Origin of the sequence: Ensifer sp. Root954, from assembly GCF_001429005.1 — a bacterium.
GTDB classification, from domain to species: Bacteria; Pseudomonadota; Alphaproteobacteria; order Rhizobiales; family Rhizobiaceae; genus Ensifer; species Ensifer adhaerens.
This window is the reverse complement of record NZ_LMJM01000020.1, coordinates 44910-61947: the sequence shown is the minus strand read 5'-3', so window position 1 is coordinate 61947 and position 17038 is coordinate 44910. Positions and strand designations below refer to the sequence as shown.

Annotated in this window: 17 protein-coding genes; 4 read left to right on the top strand and 13 right to left on the bottom strand. The window is 63.4% G+C overall.

What is annotated here, in order from left to right; genetic code table 11:
* Nucleotides 1–19: 19 nt before the first annotated feature.
* From ASE71_RS10985 to ASE71_RS10975, 3 genes are all read right to left on the bottom strand, one after another.
* On the bottom strand, nt 20–700 hold the full coding sequence (locus ASE71_RS10985; RefSeq protein WP_063891316.1) for a helix-turn-helix domain-containing protein: 681 nt from the start codon (nt 698–700) through the stop codon (nt 20–22).
* A 127-nt stretch (nt 701–827) separates the two neighbouring features.
* Nucleotides 828–1073, bottom strand: coding sequence for a DUF2798 domain-containing protein (locus ASE71_RS10980; RefSeq protein WP_034790124.1), 246 nt, complete (start codon nt 1071–1073; stop codon nt 828–830).
* 44 nt (nt 1074–1117) lie between these two features.
* Nucleotides 1118–1987, bottom strand: coding sequence for an NmrA family NAD(P)-binding protein (locus tag ASE71_RS10975; protein WP_034790122.1), 870 nt, complete (start codon nt 1985–1987; stop codon nt 1118–1120).
* Nucleotides 1988–2099: 112 nt separating this feature from the next.
* Here ASE71_RS10975 and ASE71_RS10970 point away from each other — a divergent pair, with 112 nt between their 5' ends.
* Nucleotides 2100–2993 (top strand): LysR family transcriptional regulator, encoded by an 894-nt coding sequence (locus ASE71_RS10970; RefSeq protein ID WP_034790120.1) that lies wholly within the window; start codon nt 2100–2102, stop codon nt 2991–2993.
* A gap of 34 nt (nt 2994–3027) precedes the next feature.
* Here ASE71_RS10970 and ASE71_RS10965 read toward each other — a convergent pair whose 3' ends face one another.
* On the bottom strand, nt 3028–3891 hold the full coding sequence (locus ASE71_RS10965; protein ID WP_034790119.1) for a DMT family transporter: 864 nt from the start codon (nt 3889–3891) through the stop codon (nt 3028–3030).
* 101 nt (nt 3892–3992) lie between these two features.
* Between ASE71_RS10965 and ASE71_RS10960 the strand changes: the two genes are divergently transcribed.
* Both ASE71_RS10960 and ASE71_RS10955 read left to right on the top strand, forming a co-directional pair.
* Nucleotides 3993–5408: a PLP-dependent aminotransferase family protein gene (locus ASE71_RS10960; protein WP_060519928.1), complete on the top strand. Its 1416-nt coding sequence runs from the start codon at nt 3993–3995 to the stop codon at nt 5406–5408.
* Between the two features lie 339 nt (nt 5409–5747).
* The gene (locus ASE71_RS10955) at nt 5748–6788 is read left to right on the top strand and encodes a glutamine synthetase beta-grasp domain-containing protein (protein WP_034790086.1); all 1041 of its coding nucleotides are present in this window, start codon (nt 5748–5750) and stop codon (nt 6786–6788) included.
* A gap of 121 nt (nt 6789–6909) precedes the next feature.
* Here the strand turns inward: ASE71_RS10955 and ASE71_RS10950 are convergent, their stop codons facing one another.
* From ASE71_RS10950 to ASE71_RS10910, 9 genes are all read right to left on the bottom strand, one after another.
* Entirely contained in the window at nt 6910–7809 is a 900-nt protein-coding gene (locus ASE71_RS10950) for an ABC transporter ATP-binding protein (RefSeq protein ID WP_060520020.1), read from the bottom strand.
* 5 nt (nt 7810–7814) lie between these two features.
* Nucleotides 7815–8618 carry an ABC transporter ATP-binding protein gene (locus tag ASE71_RS10945; protein WP_034790084.1) on the bottom strand — a complete coding sequence of 268 codons (804 nt, stop codon included), beginning with the start codon at nt 8616–8618 and terminating at the stop codon, nt 7815–7817.
* Nucleotides 8615–9505 (bottom strand): ABC transporter permease, encoded by an 891-nt coding sequence (locus ASE71_RS10940; RefSeq protein ID WP_060519926.1) that lies wholly within the window; start codon nt 9503–9505, stop codon nt 8615–8617. Before ASE71_RS10940 ends, ASE71_RS10945 begins: the two co-directional genes overlap by 4 nt.
* A gap of 1 nt (nt 9506) precedes the next feature.
* Nucleotides 9507–10484, bottom strand: coding sequence for an ABC transporter permease (locus ASE71_RS10935; protein WP_060519924.1), 978 nt, complete (start codon nt 10482–10484; stop codon nt 9507–9509).
* 193 nt (nt 10485–10677) lie between these two features.
* The gene (locus tag ASE71_RS10930) at nt 10678–12327 is read right to left on the bottom strand and encodes an ABC transporter substrate-binding protein (protein ID WP_060519922.1); all 1650 of its coding nucleotides are present in this window, start codon (nt 12325–12327) and stop codon (nt 10678–10680) included.
* Between the two features lie 40 nt (nt 12328–12367).
* Nucleotides 12368–13390: a glycoside hydrolase family 3 N-terminal domain-containing protein gene (locus ASE71_RS10925; protein WP_034790067.1), complete on the bottom strand. Its 1023-nt coding sequence runs from the start codon at nt 13388–13390 to the stop codon at nt 12368–12370.
* A gap of 21 nt (nt 13391–13411) precedes the next feature.
* Nucleotides 13412–13891: a GNAT family N-acetyltransferase gene (locus ASE71_RS10920; RefSeq protein WP_034790046.1), complete on the bottom strand. Its 480-nt coding sequence runs from the start codon at nt 13889–13891 to the stop codon at nt 13412–13414.
* Nucleotides 13892–14338: 447 nt separating this feature from the next.
* Nucleotides 14339–14707 carry a YbaN family protein gene (locus tag ASE71_RS10915; RefSeq protein WP_082566561.1) on the bottom strand — a complete coding sequence of 123 codons (369 nt, stop codon included), beginning with the start codon at nt 14705–14707 and terminating at the stop codon, nt 14339–14341.
* A 19-nt stretch (nt 14708–14726) separates the two neighbouring features.
* Nucleotides 14727–15416, bottom strand: coding sequence for a DUF2161 domain-containing phosphodiesterase (locus tag ASE71_RS10910; RefSeq protein WP_060519920.1), 690 nt, complete (start codon nt 15414–15416; stop codon nt 14727–14729).
* Between the two features lie 275 nt (nt 15417–15691).
* Here ASE71_RS10910 and ASE71_RS10905 point away from each other — a divergent pair, with 275 nt between their 5' ends.
* Nucleotides 15692–17026, top strand: a complete 1335-nt coding sequence (locus tag ASE71_RS10905) for an NfeD family protein (protein ID WP_060519917.1) — start codon at nt 15692–15694, stop codon at nt 17024–17026.
* The last annotated feature ends 12 nt before the right edge of the window (nt 17027–17038 follow it).

The window sequence follows — 17038 nt, the reverse complement described above, 5'->3', positions numbered from 1 at the left end:
GCGCTGGCTGTGGCGCCCGTCACTTGCCTTCGGCGATCCCCTCGAGCCGGTTCTCGGCCCGGGTCACGGCGAGGCTGTCGGTGGGGCTTCCTGAGGGCGCTCCGTCGCCGAAGACGTCCATGGTGCAGGTGTGCAGGATCGTGGTCGGCTCACTGGTGTGGTTCCACATCGTATGGGTGCGCAGCGACGGGAAATGAGCGGAATCGCCCGCTTCGAGAACCATCGCTTCGCCGTCCACCTCCAGCGTCAACGCTCCCTTCAGGATGAAGAAGATTTCCTCTCCCTCATGCGACATTGGCTCGCTGCGATGGCCGGGCGGCTCGTGGATAATAGTGCTTCTGAGCACGTTGCCGGGAAAGGAGGCGGAGAGCCGCTCATAGGAGACGGCCTTGCCGCTTTCTCCGCCGAGCCCATAGACCGGACGGTGTTCGCGCCGGGTAAATGGCGTCGCCACCTTCGGCGGATTGAGGAAGCTGCCGGCCTCGACTTTCAAGGTCCGGCAGACAGCGATCAGCGAGGTCAGCGACGGGACGGTGATGCCGCGCTCGATCTGCGAGATGAAGCCGACGGAAAAACCGGCCTCGTCGGCGACCTCTTGAAGCGTCATCTTCAGGGCCTTTCGCCGTTGGCGCAGGCGATCGCCGAGCGGCGGCGTTTCTGCCTCGCCGGTCGAAGCGCCGCTGGCATGGTCCGTCGTCACTGTCTGTCCCCTTCTCGTCTCTCCTCAAGCTAGGGCGCGGCCCGATTTCCTGTCAATCGTTTTTAGATATCCTAAAAATATCGGTTGCGCCCGAAAGGTCGGCTCGGGGTGAATAGCGCGAGATCGGTCAGTTGCTGCGCGGCTGTTCGACGGTCGCCGCCACGATGCGGCGCACGAGCGGAAGAACCACGAGCAGGCTCGGAAAGGCGACCAGCCAGGAGAAAGCCCAGGCCTTGATCCATAGTGCGAGAATATCGGGATGGATGCCGTTGCCGATGGCCGTCGAGACGAAGGAGACGATGCCCGACATCAGGACGGAAAGAACAAGCGGCATGACGATGGCCTGGTATCGATGCGGAAGCTTTTTTGACATGAGGTGAACTCCGGGGGTAAGGGAATAGGTGTGGCCGCCGACCGTTAGGCCTGCGCCAGCTCGCGAATGAAACTCTCGAGATTGCGCGGTTCGCGCTGAAGAGCGGCGCGCAGCGTCAGGCTGTTTCCGCCAAGTCCGACTTCGGCATAGTGGGCGTGAACCTTGGACAGCAGCTCCAGCTGGTGGTCGGTGTATTTCGCGGCGATCGGTTTTGCCCATTCGTGAAAGCCGATGGTTGCCGCAACGATCGGCCGACCGAGCGCGGCACTCATCATTCGGGCGATTTCCTCGCGGTTGTGCCGGCCCTCGGCGCTAAGTTCCAGCGTCGCATAGGCGAGCCGGTCCTCCGTGAGGGCAATGGCCGCGACTTCAGCGACATCACGGTAGTCGACACGGGCGATGCGCGTTGCTGTCGGAAACGGCTCGGCGAAGCTGCCGGTGGCAAGCACGCTCGCCCAGGCCGACCGCAGGTTCTGCATGAAGTTTGCCGGATGCAAAATGGTGTATTCGAGCGGCGAGGAATAGAGCGCGTCCTCCACCGGGATCTTGGCTGCATGGTTCTTCAGCCGCACATGGGTTGGCTGGATGACCGAGGAGAAAACGAACTTCCGGACGCTGGCGCGAACGGCGGCTTCGACCATCGATACGCCCATCGCCGCCTCGTCCGGCGCAAAGGCCGGGCCGATGTGGAAGACGCCGTCAGCGCCCTCAAGTGCCCGGTCAAGGCTGGTGCGCTCGCGCAGATCGCCGATCGCGATCTCCGATGCACCGAGCGATTTCGCAATCGTGCCCTGCGCTTCGTCGCGGATGAGGGCACGGACCCTGGCGCCGCGCCGCGCCAGTTCGGGAAGGACAAGGCCGGCGAAGCGGCCGGTGGCACCGACGACAAGGATCGTGTTGGAGCGCTGGTTCATGGGGTCTGCCTTTCGAGCCGTCGTGATGTGACGATCTCAAGCTAGTGCTGCACAACAATGCGGACAATCGACGCAAAATGTGATTTATTCTCCAGCAAAACGGGATTATCGAATGAGCCGCATCGAAGATCTGGAGGCCTTTCTGGCCATCGTCGAGCAGGGGAGCCTGACGGCCGCGGCGAAACGCCTGGGCAGACCGCTCCAGACCATCAGCCGGTCGCTCGCCATGCTCGAAGCCGATGTCGGTGTCGAGCTGGTGCATCGCACGACCCGCCGCTCAATGCCGAGCGAGGCGGGCGAGAGCTTTTATCTGCGCATCAAGCCTGCGGTGGAGGAGATACACGACGCGCGCGAGGAGGCCGCACAGCGGCGCTCCGAGCCGTCAGGCGTGCTGCGCCTTGGGGCGCCCAATCTGTTTGCGCCGCGGTTCCTGATACCTGTGATCGCCGAGTACATGGCGAAATATCCGGAAGTCGAGGTCGATCTCGACCTCTCCGATGCCTTCGTCGATCTGGCAGCGAGCGGACTCGATCTGGTCTTGCGGATCGGCGATCTGCAGGATTCTGGCCTGACCGGCAAGCGCCTGGGCGCGCTTCGCCGCGTCGTCTTCGGCTCGCCCGCCTATTTTGCGAGCTTCGGCCGGCCGTCTCATCCGCAGGAACTCGCTGCGCATCGTTGCGTCACGCGCACGGGCGACGAGCGACCCGGCGTCTGGATGTTCAGCATCGACGGGCGGGCTCGCGCCGTCAAGGTGAGCGGCGGGTTTCGCACCAACTCGATGAATGCGATCTATGCGGCGGTGGAGCAGGGCCTCGGCCTTGGCTTTTCGCCGCTCTGGCAGATCAAACATCTGATCGATGCCGACAAGGTCGAAACCGTGCTTGAAGACTTCGAGCCGGCCCCGGTGCCGATCCATGCGCTGTGGTTGGAAGGGCGGACCCCATCTGCAAAGATCCGCCGCTTTCTCGATCTGCTCGGCGCGCGGTTGAAGCTCGACCGCCTCTGAAGGGCTTGGGCTGCGCCGCCCCGTGAAAAGCCGCCTATTTCGCGAATTTCTTGGCGCCGGCAACGCAGAGCACGATCGCGCCGGTCGCGGCCAGCATGCTCCAGCTGACCGGCTCGCCGAGAAGTGTTGCAGCGAGTGCCAGGCCGAAGAAGGGCTGCAGCAACTGCAACTGTCCGACGCCGGCGACGCCGCCGAGCGCAAGGCCGCGATACCAGAAGACAAAGCCGACGAGCATGCTGAAGAGCGAGACATAGGCAAGGCCCGCCCAGGCGCCGTTGGTGACGGCTGCGAAGGAGGCCGGCAGCGTGAAGAGCGTCAGCGCCAGCATGATCGGCAAGGACAGGACCAGCGCCCAGCAGATCACCTGCCAGCCGCCAAGCTTGCGCGAAAGGCTGGCGCCTTCGGCATAGCCGAGGCCGCAGACAATGATGGCGCCGAGCATCAGGAGGTCGCCGACGGGCGATGCGGCAAAGCCCTGCACCAGCGCGAAACCGACGACCGCGGCGCTGCCGAGCGAGGAAAAGAACCAGAAGGCTGGGCGCGGCCGCTCGCCGGCACGAAGCACGCCGAAGATCGCGGTTGCCAATGGCAGAAGTCCGACGAAGACGATCAGATGCGCCGAGGTGACGTGCTGCAAGGCCAGCGCGGTTAGCAGCGGAAAGCCGAGCACGACGCCGAAGGCGACGATTGCCAGCGAAACGAGATCGGCCTTCGCCGGTCGCGGCTGGCGGAAGATGAGAAGCAGCAAGAGGCCGAGCAGGCCGGCGATCGCCGCGCGCGCGACTGTCAGAAACACCGGATCAAAGTCCATCACTGCGACGCGGGTCGCTGGCAATGATCCGCTGAAGATCAGCACCCCGAGAAAACCGCTCATCCAACCGTCTGCCGTCTTGTCCATAGCATTCTCCTTTTTCGTCTGTATCCGTCGAACGGACTGGCTCTGCCAGAGACAATGCGGTACAGTTTTGCAAAACTGTATTGGATGTATGAGCAGTACGGATGACGGTTCAGGAGTTGGAGCTCGGCAGCGAAACGCTGCTCGAAGGCGTGATGTCGACGATCCGGCAGCGGATCGCCGGGCGTGTCCTAACGCCGGGGGCGAAGCTTCCGTCGATCCGCGCCTTCGCCAACACCATGCGCGTTTCGAAATCCACCGTCGTCGAAGCCTATGAACGGCTGGTGGCCGAAGGTGTCATTCGCTCGAAGCCCGGCGCCGGCTTCTTCGTGGCGGCGCCGCTGGCGCCTCTGTCTTTGGCCGAGATCGGTCCGCGGCTCGACCGGGCCGTCGATCCGCTGTGGGTGTCGCGCCAGGCGCTGGAAACGGGCGATAGCGTGCTGAAGCCCGGCTGCGGCTGGCTGCCGCCGAGCTGGATGCCGGAAACTGCAATCCGCCGTGCTCTTAAATCGGCATCCAAGCTGGAGGCGAGCGGGCTGACGGACTACGGAACGCCGCTTGGCCATCGGCCCTTACGCCAGCTTCTGGCGCGGCGTCTCGGCGAGCACGGTGTCGAGGCATCGCCCGACCAGATCATCCTGACGGAATCCGGGACGCAGGCGATCGATCTGCTCTGCCGCTTCCTGATTGAGCCAGGCGATACGGTCGTGGTCGACGACCCCTGCTATTTCAATTTCCATGCTCTGCTGCGCGCCCATCGGGCAGAGGTCGTAAGCGTGCCCTATACGCCTTCGGGGCCCGATCTCGAGAAATTCGCTGAGGTTCTCGCAACCCACCGGCCGCGGCTCTACATCACCAATTCCGGGCTTCACAATCCGACAAGCGCCACGCTCTCGCCGGTCGTTGCCCATCGTCTGCTGAAGCTCGCCGAACAGGCCGGGCTGACGATCGTCGAGGACGATATCTTCGCCGATTTCGAGCATACGCCGGCGCCGCGGCTTGCCGCCTTCGACGGGCTCGAGCGTGTCGTGCAGATCGGCAGCTTCTCCAAGACTCTCTCGGCCTCCATCCGCTGCGGCTTCATCGCCGCGCCGCGGGGGTGGATCGAGGGGCTGGTCGACCTGAAGATCGCCACCACGTTCGGTGGGCCGAGCCTTGCGGCGGAGCTGGTTTTTGCGATGCTCAAGGACGGCAGCTACCGCAAGCACATGGAGGCACTGCGCGAGCGCCTGGCACGGTCGATGAACGAGACGGCGGCGCGGCTCGGGGAGATCGGCATCACGCCATGGATCGAGCCGCAGGCCGGCATGTTTCTCTGGTGCCGTTTGCCCGATGGCATCGACGCGGCCGAGGTGGCGCAGAAATCACTGCAGCAGGAAATCGTGCTGGCGCCCGGCAACGTCTTTTCTCACGCCGGAACCGCCAACGGCTTCATGCGCTTCAATGTTTCCCAGTGCGAGGACGCGCGGCTGTTCAAGGTCCTGCCCGCGATCATGCGCCAATGCGTCGTCGGGCGCTGAAGTTGACCTGTCCGGTTCATTGCGCCACTGCACGTTTTGCAGGCAATCGCCGGCATCTACTGACGCTGGATCTTTGACCGCAGACTTGCCGCCCTGCTTTGCCGCGGAGTCGGGCAGGTTTTGCCTATTTTTTGTGCGAATCGCTGCTTCCTTGCGCTGTGCCATCGGTTCGGCCGCGCTCGCACCTGCCCCTAGTGACCCTTTTTTCTGGATTCTCGACGCTTAATTCGAGTTGGCACGATTAATGCTTCTTAACGCTCATCGGTCGTCGGGCAGCCAGTCTGGATTGCCCAACCGCTTCGGAACCAAGCCATTCCTGGCGTCATGTGAGAGAACGAAATGACAAAGTTTAAGCTCGAATACATCTGGCTCGACGGTTACAAGCCCACCCCGAACCTGCGCGGCAAGACCCTGATCAAGGAATTCGATGCTTTCCCGACGCTGGAACAGCTGCCCTTCTGGGGCTTCGACGGTTCGTCGACGATGCAGGCCGAAGGCAGCAGCTCGGACTGCGTGCTGAAGCCGGTCGCCGTCTATCCGGATCCGGAGCGCAAGAACGGCGTTCTCGTCCTTTGCGAAGTCATGATGCCGGATGCCAAGACGCCGCATCCGTCCAACACCCGCGCTACGGTTCTGGATGACGACGGCGCCTGGTTCGGTTTCGAGCAGGAATACTTCTTCTATCAGAACGGCCGCCCGCTCGGCTTCCCGGATGCCGGTTACCCCGCGCCGCAGGGCCCCTACTACTGCGGCGTCGGCTTCAGCAACGTTGGTGACGTGGCCCGCAAGATCGTCGAAGAGCATCTCGACATCTGCCTGGCTGCCGGTATCAACCATGAAGGCATCAATGCGGAAGTCGCCAAGGGCCAGTGGGAATTCCAGGTGTTCGGCAAGGGCTCGCGCAAGGCTGCCGACGAAATCTGGCTTGCCCGCTACCTGCTGCAGCGCCTGACCGAAAAGTACGGCATCGACGTCGAATACCACTGCAAGCCGCTCGGCGACACCGACTGGAACGGCTCGGGCATGCACGCCAACTTCTCGACCGCCTACATGCGCGAAGTCGGTGGCAAGGAATACTTCGAAGAGCTGATGGCTGCTTTCGCCGAAGCTCGTGCCGACCACATCGCCGTCTACGGCCCGGACAACCACATGCGCCTGACCGGCAAGCACGAAACCGCTTCGATCCACCAGTTCAGCTACGGTGTTGCTGACCGTGGTGCGTCGATCCGCGTTCCGCACAGCTTCGTCAACAACGACTACAAGGGCTATCTCGAAGATCGCCGCCCGAACTCCAAGGGCGACCCCTACCAGATCGCTTCGCAGATCCTGAAGACGATCTCCACCGTTCCGACCGACGTCGAAAAGCGCGAAGCCGCCTGATTTTATGGCCCGGCGCACGAGGGCGCCGGGCCAAAAATCGACGGGGTTGCGCTTTTCGCGACCAAACAAAAACGCCCCGCGGTAAGCGGGGCGTTTTTGTTTTAGCCAGTCGGTGGGCGGCTCAGGCCGCGCGCACGAAATGATCGGGCTCGACCTCGCGGATTGTCTCCTGGGTCGCCGCCGAACGCCGGCGCGTTTCATCGGCTTCGGCTGAGCTCACCTGCGCGTTCGGATCGTCGAAGCGGATGTCCGGATCCGGCACAGCCGAGAGCAGCAGCTTGGTATAGGGATGGGCCGGGTTGTCGATGACCTTGCCGGTGTTGCCCCATTCGACGATCTGGCCTGCATACATCACCGCGATATCCTCGGCGACGTAGCGGGCCGTCGCGATGTCGTGGGTGATGTAAAGCAGGCCGAGATTCATCTCGCGCTTCATTTCGCTCAAGAGATTGAGCACGCCGAGCCGCACGGAAACGTCGAGCATCGAGGTCGGCTCGTCGGCGACGATGACTTCGGGCTTGGCCGCGAGCGCCCGGGCGATGTTGACGCGCTGGCGCTGGCCACCGGAAAGTTCGTGGGGGTACTTCGGCGCGACGATCTCAGGATCGAGCTTCACCTGCCGAAGCAGGGCCTTGATCTCTTCGTCGACCGCCGCACCCCTGATGTCAGCACGATGCAGCATCAGCGGCCGCTTCAGGTGGTAGGCGATGGTGTGGGCCGGATTGAGCGAAGCGAAGGGATCCTGGAAGATCATCTGCACCGAGCGGCGATAGTCGGCGATTTCCTTGGATCCGGCCGCGTCGACGGGCTTGCCCTTATAGAGCAGCCGTCCTTCGCTCGGCTCGTATTCGCGCATGGCGATGCGGGCGCAGGTGGTCTTGCCGCTGCCGGATTCGCCAACGACGGCAAGCGCCCGGCCCGCATGCAATGAGAACGAGATAGCCCTCGCCGCGGGCACGGCGGCGGGGCCATTGCCGAAGGTCTTGCTGACCTTGTCCAGGGTAAGAATGGGTGCGGACATGCCGGTCATCGAAGAACGCCTCCGTGCAGCGAGGGGAAGGAGGCCCAGAGCTTCTTGGTATAGTCGTGCTCCGGTGTCCGGTAGATGGCGTCGGCGGTGCCCTGTTCGACCAGCTTGCCGCCGAGCATGATGCCGATGCGGTCGCAGAACTGCACCATCAGCCCGAGGTCGTGGGTAATGAAGAGCACGGCAAAACCGAGCTTGCGCCGGAGTTCGTTGATCCGCTGCAGGATTTCGCGCTGCACCACCACGTCGAGCGCCGTCGTCGGCTCGTCCATGACGATCAGCCGCGGATCGAGCGCAAGGCAGATGGCGATGACGATGCGCTGGCGCATGCCGCCGGAAAACTGGTGCGGATAATCGCGCATCCGGTCCGGCGAGATATCGACGAGCTTGAGCATCTCGGCGGTGCGATCACGCGCCTGTGCGCGGGTGATGCGCTTGTGCGTCTTCAAGACGTCGTAGAACTGCTGTTCGATGCGCAGCACCGGGTTCAGTGAGTTCATTGCGCTCTGGAACACCATCGCCACTTCGCGCCAGCGGAAGTCGGCGAGATCCTTCTGGTCGAGGTCGAGCACGTCGCGGCCGTCGAGCAGGATGGCGCTTTCCTTGCGGATCAGCGCCGGCGGCTTGTGCAGCCGGCTGATGGCAAAGGCGATCGTGCTCTTGCCGCAGCCGGATTCGCCGGCAAGGCCGAAGACCTCACCGGGGGCAACGTCGAAGCTGACATTGTCGACGGCGCGGAAATCGTTGGTCTCGCCAATGTAATCGATGGTCAGGTTCTTGACCGAAAGCAAAGGTGCGGTCACAGGCGGCCCTCCCCGGAACGGATGAGCGCGGACCAGCGGCCGAGCCGGTTGCCGGTGCGAAGCCGCGGATTGGCGATTTCGTCGACGGCGAAGTTGAGCAGCGACAGGCCAATGCCGAGGAAGGCGAGCGCGAAGCAGGGCGTCAGGATGTCCCACCAGGCGCCGACCGAAAGGGCGGAGGCCTTCTGCGCCGCATAGAGCATCGTGCCCCAGGAAACGACCTTGGGATCGCCGAGGCCCAGGAACTCGAGCGTCGCCTGGGTGATGATCGCGAAAATCACACTGCCGATGAAGTTGATGCCGACGATCGAGATGAGGTTGGGGAAGATTTCGAAGGTCATGATGCGCCAGCGTGGCTCGCCCATCATCTCGCCGGATTTCACATAGTCCTTCTGTTTGACCGACAGCGTCTCTGCGCGGGTGACACGGGCACCCCAGGCCCAGGACGTGCAGCCGAGAATGAGCGCGATGACCCACGGACTTGCCTGGCCGATGAAGGCGGCGAGCACGAGCAGCAGCGGCAGGTTCGGCACGACCAGCACCATGTTGGTGAAGAAGCTGATGACCTCGTCGATCTTGCCGCCGCGATAGCCGGCGATGATGCCGAGTGCTGTGCCAACAATGGTGATCAGAAGCCCGGCGCCGAAGCCGACGGCGAGCGACGTGCGTGCGCCGTAGATGAGGCGGGCGAAGACGTCCTGGCCGATACGGGTGGTACCGAGCCAGTGCTCGAGCGACGGTGACTGATGCGGCCGTCCGACGCGCGCGCCCGGGTCATAGGAGGTCAGCAAGGGGGCTGCGATCGCGACAGCCAGGATGAAGGCGACGATCAGCGCGCCGACCATGGCCTTGCGGTTGTGGATGAGCGGAAAGGAGGAGGTTTTCATATCACGCCCTCTTCAGTCGCGGGTCGAGCAGCACGTAGCTGACGTCGACGATGAAATTGGCAATGAGCATGGTGGCGGTCATGATCAAGAGCTGTCCCTGGATGACGGGGTAATCGCGGGCGAGGATCGCCTGGTAGAGAATGTTGCCGAGGCCCGGATAGTTGAACACCACCTCGGTCACCAGCGAGCCGCCGAGCACAGTGCCGATGGCGATGGCAAGGCTCGAGACGGTCGGCAGCAGGGCGTTGCGCGCCGCATACCAGATCATCACGCGGGTGTCGGAGAGCCCCTTCGCGCGGGCCATGACGATGTAGTCTTCGCCGAGCAGGTTGATCATGTTGTTGCGCATGGTCACGGCGAAGCCGCCGGTCAGAACCGCGCAAAGCGTCAGCATCGGCAGGATGCCGTGGTAGAGGATGCTGCCGATATATTCGAACGTGAAGGCGGGATCGAGCGCCGGATCGGCGGCATAGCCGGTCGGGAACCAGCCAAGCGTGAAGCCGAAGGTGAAGACGACGATCAGCGAGGTGACGACGGCGGGAACCGAGGTCGCGAAGATCGCGCCGACGGAAACGATGACGTCGAACAGGCTGCCACGGCGCCAGGCCGCGAGAATGCCGAGGAAGGTGCCGAGCGCGAAACTGACGATGGTGGCAGTTCCCATCAGACCGACGGTCCAGACGAGTGCGTTGCCGAGCACGGTGGTCACCGGCAGCGGGAAATACTTGATGGAACGGCCGAGGTCGCCGCTTAAGATGCTGCCGAGATAGGTGAGGTACTGCTGCCAAAGGGGGCCATCGACGAAGCCGAAGGTGAGTTTCAGGGCCTGCAGGCTTTCGGGCGGCAGTTCAGCGCCGGCGCTCGAAAACATGATCTGCACCGGATCACCGGGCATCAGCCGCGGCAGGAAAAAGTTGATCGTCGCCGCTGCGACGAAGGCCGCCAGATAGAAGCAGAGGCGGCGAAGCAAAAAGGCCATCGGGAACTCCATCGACTGCGGCTGCCGCAAGAGCGCGTCAGGCGGCAGGGCTGTCTTCTTGTCGAACCGCCCGTGGAGACTGACCCCAAGGACGATTGCGTGGCGGACGAAAAGCGCCCGCCACCGTTGCCGATCGAGATGCGGCGCCCTCCCGGATCGTCGTCCGAAAGGGCGCCGCGCCTTCGATCAGGGATCACTTCACCGGTTCAAGCGCCAGCAGGTGCAGAAGACGCGCCGGGTTGTTGCGGGTGATCGACGGGTTGACGAAGGGGTTTTCCGCCGTCGCCCAGCCCTTGAAGCGCTTGGTGTTGTACTGGTACCAGTTCGGGTTGTTGAACACCGGGATCATCGGCATGTTTTCGGCGACGATGCGCTGTGCCTTGTTCATCGCTTCCTTCTGCTTGGCCGGGTCGGCGGTCTGGGTGAACTCGGTCAGAAGCGCTTCGACATCCGGATTGAACCAGCGTTGCGAGGTAAAGCGGGTCTTGCCCTTGTCCGACGCGCTGAAGGCGCGCTTGTAGGGGTAGTAGGGCGAGGCCGATGCCGGCAGGCTGTTGATCGCCGCATCGAAGGTGCCGTTGATGAGGTTGCCGGTCCAGACCGCTTCCTCGGGCGTCTCGATCTTGGCGTCGAGGCCGACGGCCTGCAGGCCCTCGACGGCGATCGTCACCGTGTCGATCCAGTCGGTCCAGGAGCTCGGAACGATGATCGAGAACGAGATCTTGCTGCCATCCGGGTTGTCGCGGAAGCCGTCGCCGTCCTTGTCGGCGTAGCCGGCCTCGTCGAGCAGCGCCTTGGCGGCATCCGCATCGTACTTGCCGTACTTGCCGAAATCGGCCGCGACTGACGGATCGGCCCAGCTCTTGTAGAGCTCGCCCATTCCTGCCGGGTCTTCGTTGAGCGTCGGGTAGCCGTAGCCGGCGACGTCGACCATGGTGCCGCGGTCAAGCGCCATCGAGGCGGCACGGCGGAACTTCACGTCGTTGAAGGCCTTGCGGTTGTTTTCGTTCGCCGTTTCCTGGTTGAACAGGAAGGCGACCATGCTGCTTGGCGAATACCAGAAGTGGAAGTGTTCCGGATCCTTGGCGACATAGACGTTCTCGATATCCGGGATGAAGGAGACGCCCCAGTCGAGCGTGCCCGACGCGGTCGCCGTCAGGATCTGGTTATTGTCGGCAAGCTGCGGGAAGCGCACGCAGTCGACCTTGAGCGTTGCTGCGTCCCAGTAGTGCGGGTTGCGGCACTGGTCGTAGGTCTGGCCGGTGAAGCGCGGGATTTCGGTCAGCGGACCGCTGCCGACGGGCGCCTCGTTGGCGTAGGTGACCGGCTCGGCAATGTCCTTCCAGACGTGCTCGGGCACGATCGGCAGCTGCGCCAGCTGTTCGGCTGCAAGCGAGCTCGGATTGGCGAGCGTGAAGCGCACGGTCTCAGCGTCCACGGCCTCGACACCGGTGATGAAGGTCCAGATGCTGACGAAGTCGAGCGCCGGGAACTTCTTCAGGTAGTCGTAGGTGAACTTGACGTCGGTCGCCGTCAGCGGCTTGCCGTCGGACCACTTGAGGTTTGGACGAAGCTTGAACTCGATCGACTTCAGGTCGTCCGAGAGCTTGAAGCTTTCGGCCAGCCGGAAGACCGGCTTGTTGCCGTCGAAGCGGTTGAAGACGACCAGCGGCTCGTAGATGAAGTCGAGCGTGCTCTGGCGCGCCGAGGTCTGGTTGAACGGGTTGAAGTTGCGAACCCAGGTGGTCGCCGGCTCGATATTGGCCGTCAGCACCGTTTGTGCCGCCGCCGGGCCGGCGATGAGGGCGAGCGCGGTGGCTGCGCCGAGAAGCGATTTTTTCACGGTAGTTCCCCTTTTAGATCGCTAGGATTTCTTGTTTCGGTCAGGCAACGAGGGCGCTGTTGAACATGTCCTCGACTTCCGCATGCACGGCGCGCACGTCGACCTTGAGCGTGCCGAGCCGGGCGTTGGCGGCGTCGATGCGTTTCTGCGCGGCGGCGGTCAGCGGGCTTGCCGCCTTGGCTGCCGCTTCGCTTTCGGCGAGATCACCATGGCTGTGGAGCGCGATGTCGAAGCCGGCATCGAGCACCTGGCGAACACGCTCCGGCAGGGTGCCGCGCAGCGATTCCATGAAGATGCAGTCGGAGATGAGGACGCCGTCATAGCCCATGTTGTTGCGGATGACGTCGTGCATGATCGGCGAGATGGACGCCGGCAGTTCCTTGTCGAAGGCCGAGTAAACGACGTGGGCGACCATGGCCCAGGGCGTGTCACGCAGGGCGACGAAGGGCTTGAAATCGGTGGACGTCAGCAATTCACGCGAGGCGTCGACGACCGGGCGCTCCTTGTGCGAATCGAGCGTCGCGCGGCCATGGCCGGGAATGTGCTTCATGATCGGCATGTTGCCGGTCTCGAGCAGGCCGTCGACCACTTCGCGGCCGAGTGCGGCGATGAAGTCCGGGTCGGCGCCGAAGGCGCGGGCGCCAATGACGGAGCTCGTCGTCGAGAAGACGAGGTCGAGCACCGGCGAGCAGCCGCTCGTCAGGCCAAGATCGGTCATCATCGTGCCCATGGCCTGGCTTGACAGGCGCAGGGCCTTCTTGCCGAGGGCATAGTCACGGCGGGCGAGTTCGGCGAATTCGCCGAAGGAGCGGAACAGCGGCCAGGGGCCGGCGTCGAGATGCTGAACGCGTCCGCCTTCCTGGTCGGTGAAGACGGGAGCGTCTTCGCGGCCGACGGCTTCGCGGAAGCGTTCGATCAGAGCCTTTGCCTGCTGCGGATCACGCAGGTTACGGCGGCCAACGAAGAGACCGAGCGGGTTCGTTTCGCGAAACAGGGCGAACTCGTCGTCCGAAAGCGTAGGGTTCGGAAGACCGACAAAAAGGGCGAGGGGTGTCGAGGACATTCAGAGGCTCCGAGATTGGAATTATTTGGAGGGGCGGCGCAGCATGCCCTGGTAGATCCCCTTGTCGGGGGCGGGGATCGGCACGGCGCCTACGGTCTTTGCGTAGAAATCGACCGGGCCGGCGTCGCCGATGAAGGCATAGGCGTGGCCAAGCGTCTTCATGGTGTCGAGGCAATCGGAAAGCAGGGCGACGCCGATGCCCTTGCCGCGGGCGACGGGATCGACGCCAGTCGGGCCGAAGAAGCCGGGAGCGGTCGTGTCGTAGCAGGCGAAGCCGACGAGCTTGCCGTCGTCGACCGCGATAAGACAGGCGACGGGCCTGCGCGTGAAGGCGACAGTCACCTCGCTCGCCCAGTTCTCGCTGAAATTCTCCCGAACCCAGCCGACGACCAGGCCCATTTCCGGCGGCAATGCGGGACGGATCGTCACCTTGTCAGTTTTTGTTCTGCGCTTGAGTTCACCGAGGATCGGCGAATACAAGCTCACCAGCATGTCAGGCATATGCTCCTCCACATATTCCTTTATTAAGGAATTGCTGCCTTTGTAATGCAATAGATGGAGCCAACCGGACCGGCTTGTCAATCGCCAATCGTCAGTTTTGGGGGTCTATCTGCGTTCAGCAGGTGCCTATGTGAGCCGATGAAACGTTTCCACGGCCGTTCGCGATGCATAAATCCACGCGATCGTGCATTGCGTGGATGCGGAACAACGGTCGAGCAAGAGAGCGAGCCGCTGCGCGGCCGCGGAAATTGCACATTTGTACAACTTTGTTCTTGAGTTGTTCGAAGTATATTTTGATTTACAAAAACACTAAGTATGGATGTATACGCTTATAGCGTGTGCGCCCGGAGTATATTTCGACCTTTTCGCGCGCAATCAAGTATTTCTTGAGAGGAAAAGTATCGTTTCCCGTTTGCACCGGCCTGGTTCGTTGGCCGTGCCGACCGGCTACTCCGCTGGACGCGTCAGGATGAAAAGCGCGGGAAGCGCCATTGCGGCTGCGACGATAGCGGCGAGCGAGAGGCTCGGATTGCCGAAGAAAAGGAAGAGGCCGAAGCTGGCGGCCATCAGGCTGACCGCACCGGTCTTGGCCCGCCGGGATATCGCCCCCTTTTCGCGCCACAGCCGAAGCGAGGTCCCGAAGACCCGGTGGTTGAGCAGCCATTGCTCCAGCCGGGGCGAGGCGCGGGCAAAGAGCCCGGCTGCCAGCAACAGGAACGGCGTCGTCGGCAGGATCGGAAGAAAGGCGCCGATGACGCCGAGACCGACCATCAGCCATGCGAGGCAAAGATAGAGAAGGCGAAGCGCGGGGTTCACCGGAGGGCTCCAGGCTGTGTCATGCTTCGGATGCCTCGGCGATCACGACCGTTGCGGTCTCGAGCGGAGGCCAGCGGCGAAGTGCTTCGGCGCCCTGTTCCGACAGCGCGTAGATGCCGCGGTCGACCCGCTCGAACCAGCCATAGACGTTGCTGAGCAGGATTTTGGCGGCATCGGGTGCTACCGGGCGCAGATCGCGCGGGCGCTGCTGGCCGACTTGCAGGGCGGCAGCGCAGGCGAGCGCCTGCTGCCGATACGCGGTCATGATCGGTGTGCGCGTGGCGCCACCCGCGGTCGGATCGCCCTTGCGGCGGCGATGCTCGCTGATCAGGCGCGCTCTTTTCCTGTTGTTCTTGCGCGGCATCACCGCGGAAGCCGCGAGAATAACATCGACCATGCCATTGTCGGCGACCGCCAGCATCCCGAAGCCGAGCCGGCGGCAGAGATCGCGGAAACGCCGGTCACTCTCCCGCCCCTTGCCCTTGGCCGAAACACGGGCGGCGACCCACACCTCGTCGCCCGCGGTGGCGCGATCGACCGCCTGCAGGATCAATTCGAGGTTGAAGCTCAGCTTCAGTTCGCACACGACCACCAGCGGCGGTTCGTCGTCGCTGAGCGCGACGATATCGCAGCCGCCGATCTCGCCCTTGACGCTGTAGCCGCGGGTTTCGAGGAAGCTCTTGATCGGTTGGTAGAGGGTCGTCTCCAAACCCAAAAATCCTGTTCTGCTGAAACCGGAAGGCGCCACGAAGGCAGCCTCGAATTGGCGGCGAAGCGTTGCCGCTCAAATGAACATCTAGCAGATACCGCCGATCGCCGCCGTTGTCATCCCGTCGCAGCCGAGAGGCCGCCGGCGTCCTGTGCTCTGACGTGCGGACCCGCCGGCGCAGTAGAGGCCTTCGCTTCGTGCTAACCTTGTGTTGTGCTATCATGCGGCGAGTGGCCCTCTTCGCAGGTGTCGAGCATGCGAGGTTCTGACGACGGATGTTGCGAACCCTCACGCTGTTGTTTTTGTTGATCTTGTCCTTCGCGTTTCCAGCTTCGTCGCGGGCCGAAAACGATCGGGTCGCCTTGGTGCTGCATGTCAACGGCGCCATCGGTCCGGCGACCGCCGAATATGTCAGGCGTGGCCTGACGAAGGCGGAAGAGCGCCGCCTGCCGCTGGTGGTCCTGCAGGTGGATACGCCCGGCGGCCTCGACACCTCGATGCGCGAGATTATCCGCGCGATCCTTGGCTCGCCCATACCCGTCGCAACCTACGTTGCGCCGAGCGGCGCGCGGGCGGCGAGCGCCGGCACTTACATCCTTTATGCCAGCCACATTGCGGCGATGGCGCCGGGAACGAACCTCGGCGCCGCGACGCCGATTGCGATCGGTGGCGACATGTTCGGTGAGGGTAAGGACGGCGACAAACAGCCGGCGGCGCAGAGCCCGGGCGAGGCAAAAATGGTCGACGATGCCGTGGCCTATATCCGCGGGCTGGCGGAGTTGCGCGGGCGCAATGCCGACTGGGGCGAAAAGGCGGTGCGCGAGGCTGCAAGCCTCTCGGCCGAGGCCGCCGTCCGGGAAAAGGCCGTCGATTTCACCGCGACCGACGTTACCGATCTCCTGAAGCAGGCGAACGGGCGGACGGTGCGCGTGGGGCAGCGAGAGATCGTGCTCGATACCGCAGGTCTTACGACCGAGGACTTCGTGCCCGACTGGCGCACCCGGCTGCTTTCAGTGGTCACTGATCCCAATATCGCGGTCATCCTGATGATGATCGGCATCTACGGCTTGATCTTCGAGTTCCTGTCGCCGGGGTCGGTGGCGCCGGGAACGATCGGCGGCATCTGCCTGTTGCTCGGGCTCTATGCGCTTTCGGTGCTGCCCGTCAGTTATGCCGGCATAGGGCTGATCATGCTCGGGATCGGATTGATGGTCGCCGAGGCGCATTCGCCATCCTTCGGCGTGCTCGGCGCCGGCGGCAGTTTTGCACTGGTTCTGGGCGCGGCCATTCTCTTCGATACGGATACGCCGGGTTTTGGGGTTTCCTGGTCCGTGCTGGCGGCGCTTGCGGTTGCAAGCCTCGGTTTTAGCCTTCTGGTCGCTCGGCTCGCCTTCAGTTCGAGCCGCCACGCGGTGGTGACCGGCAGCGAACAGATGATCGGCCTTGCCGGCACGGTCGAAAATTGGACCGGCGCGGCCGGTTACGTCATCGCCCATGGCGAGCGCTGGCAGGCCGTCAGCACGGAGACGCTGTCGAGGGGCGAGAACGTGAAGGTCATCGGGCGGAACGGACTGACGCTCGAAGTGATCCGCGACGGACCAAAGACATAGCGCCCGCGGATC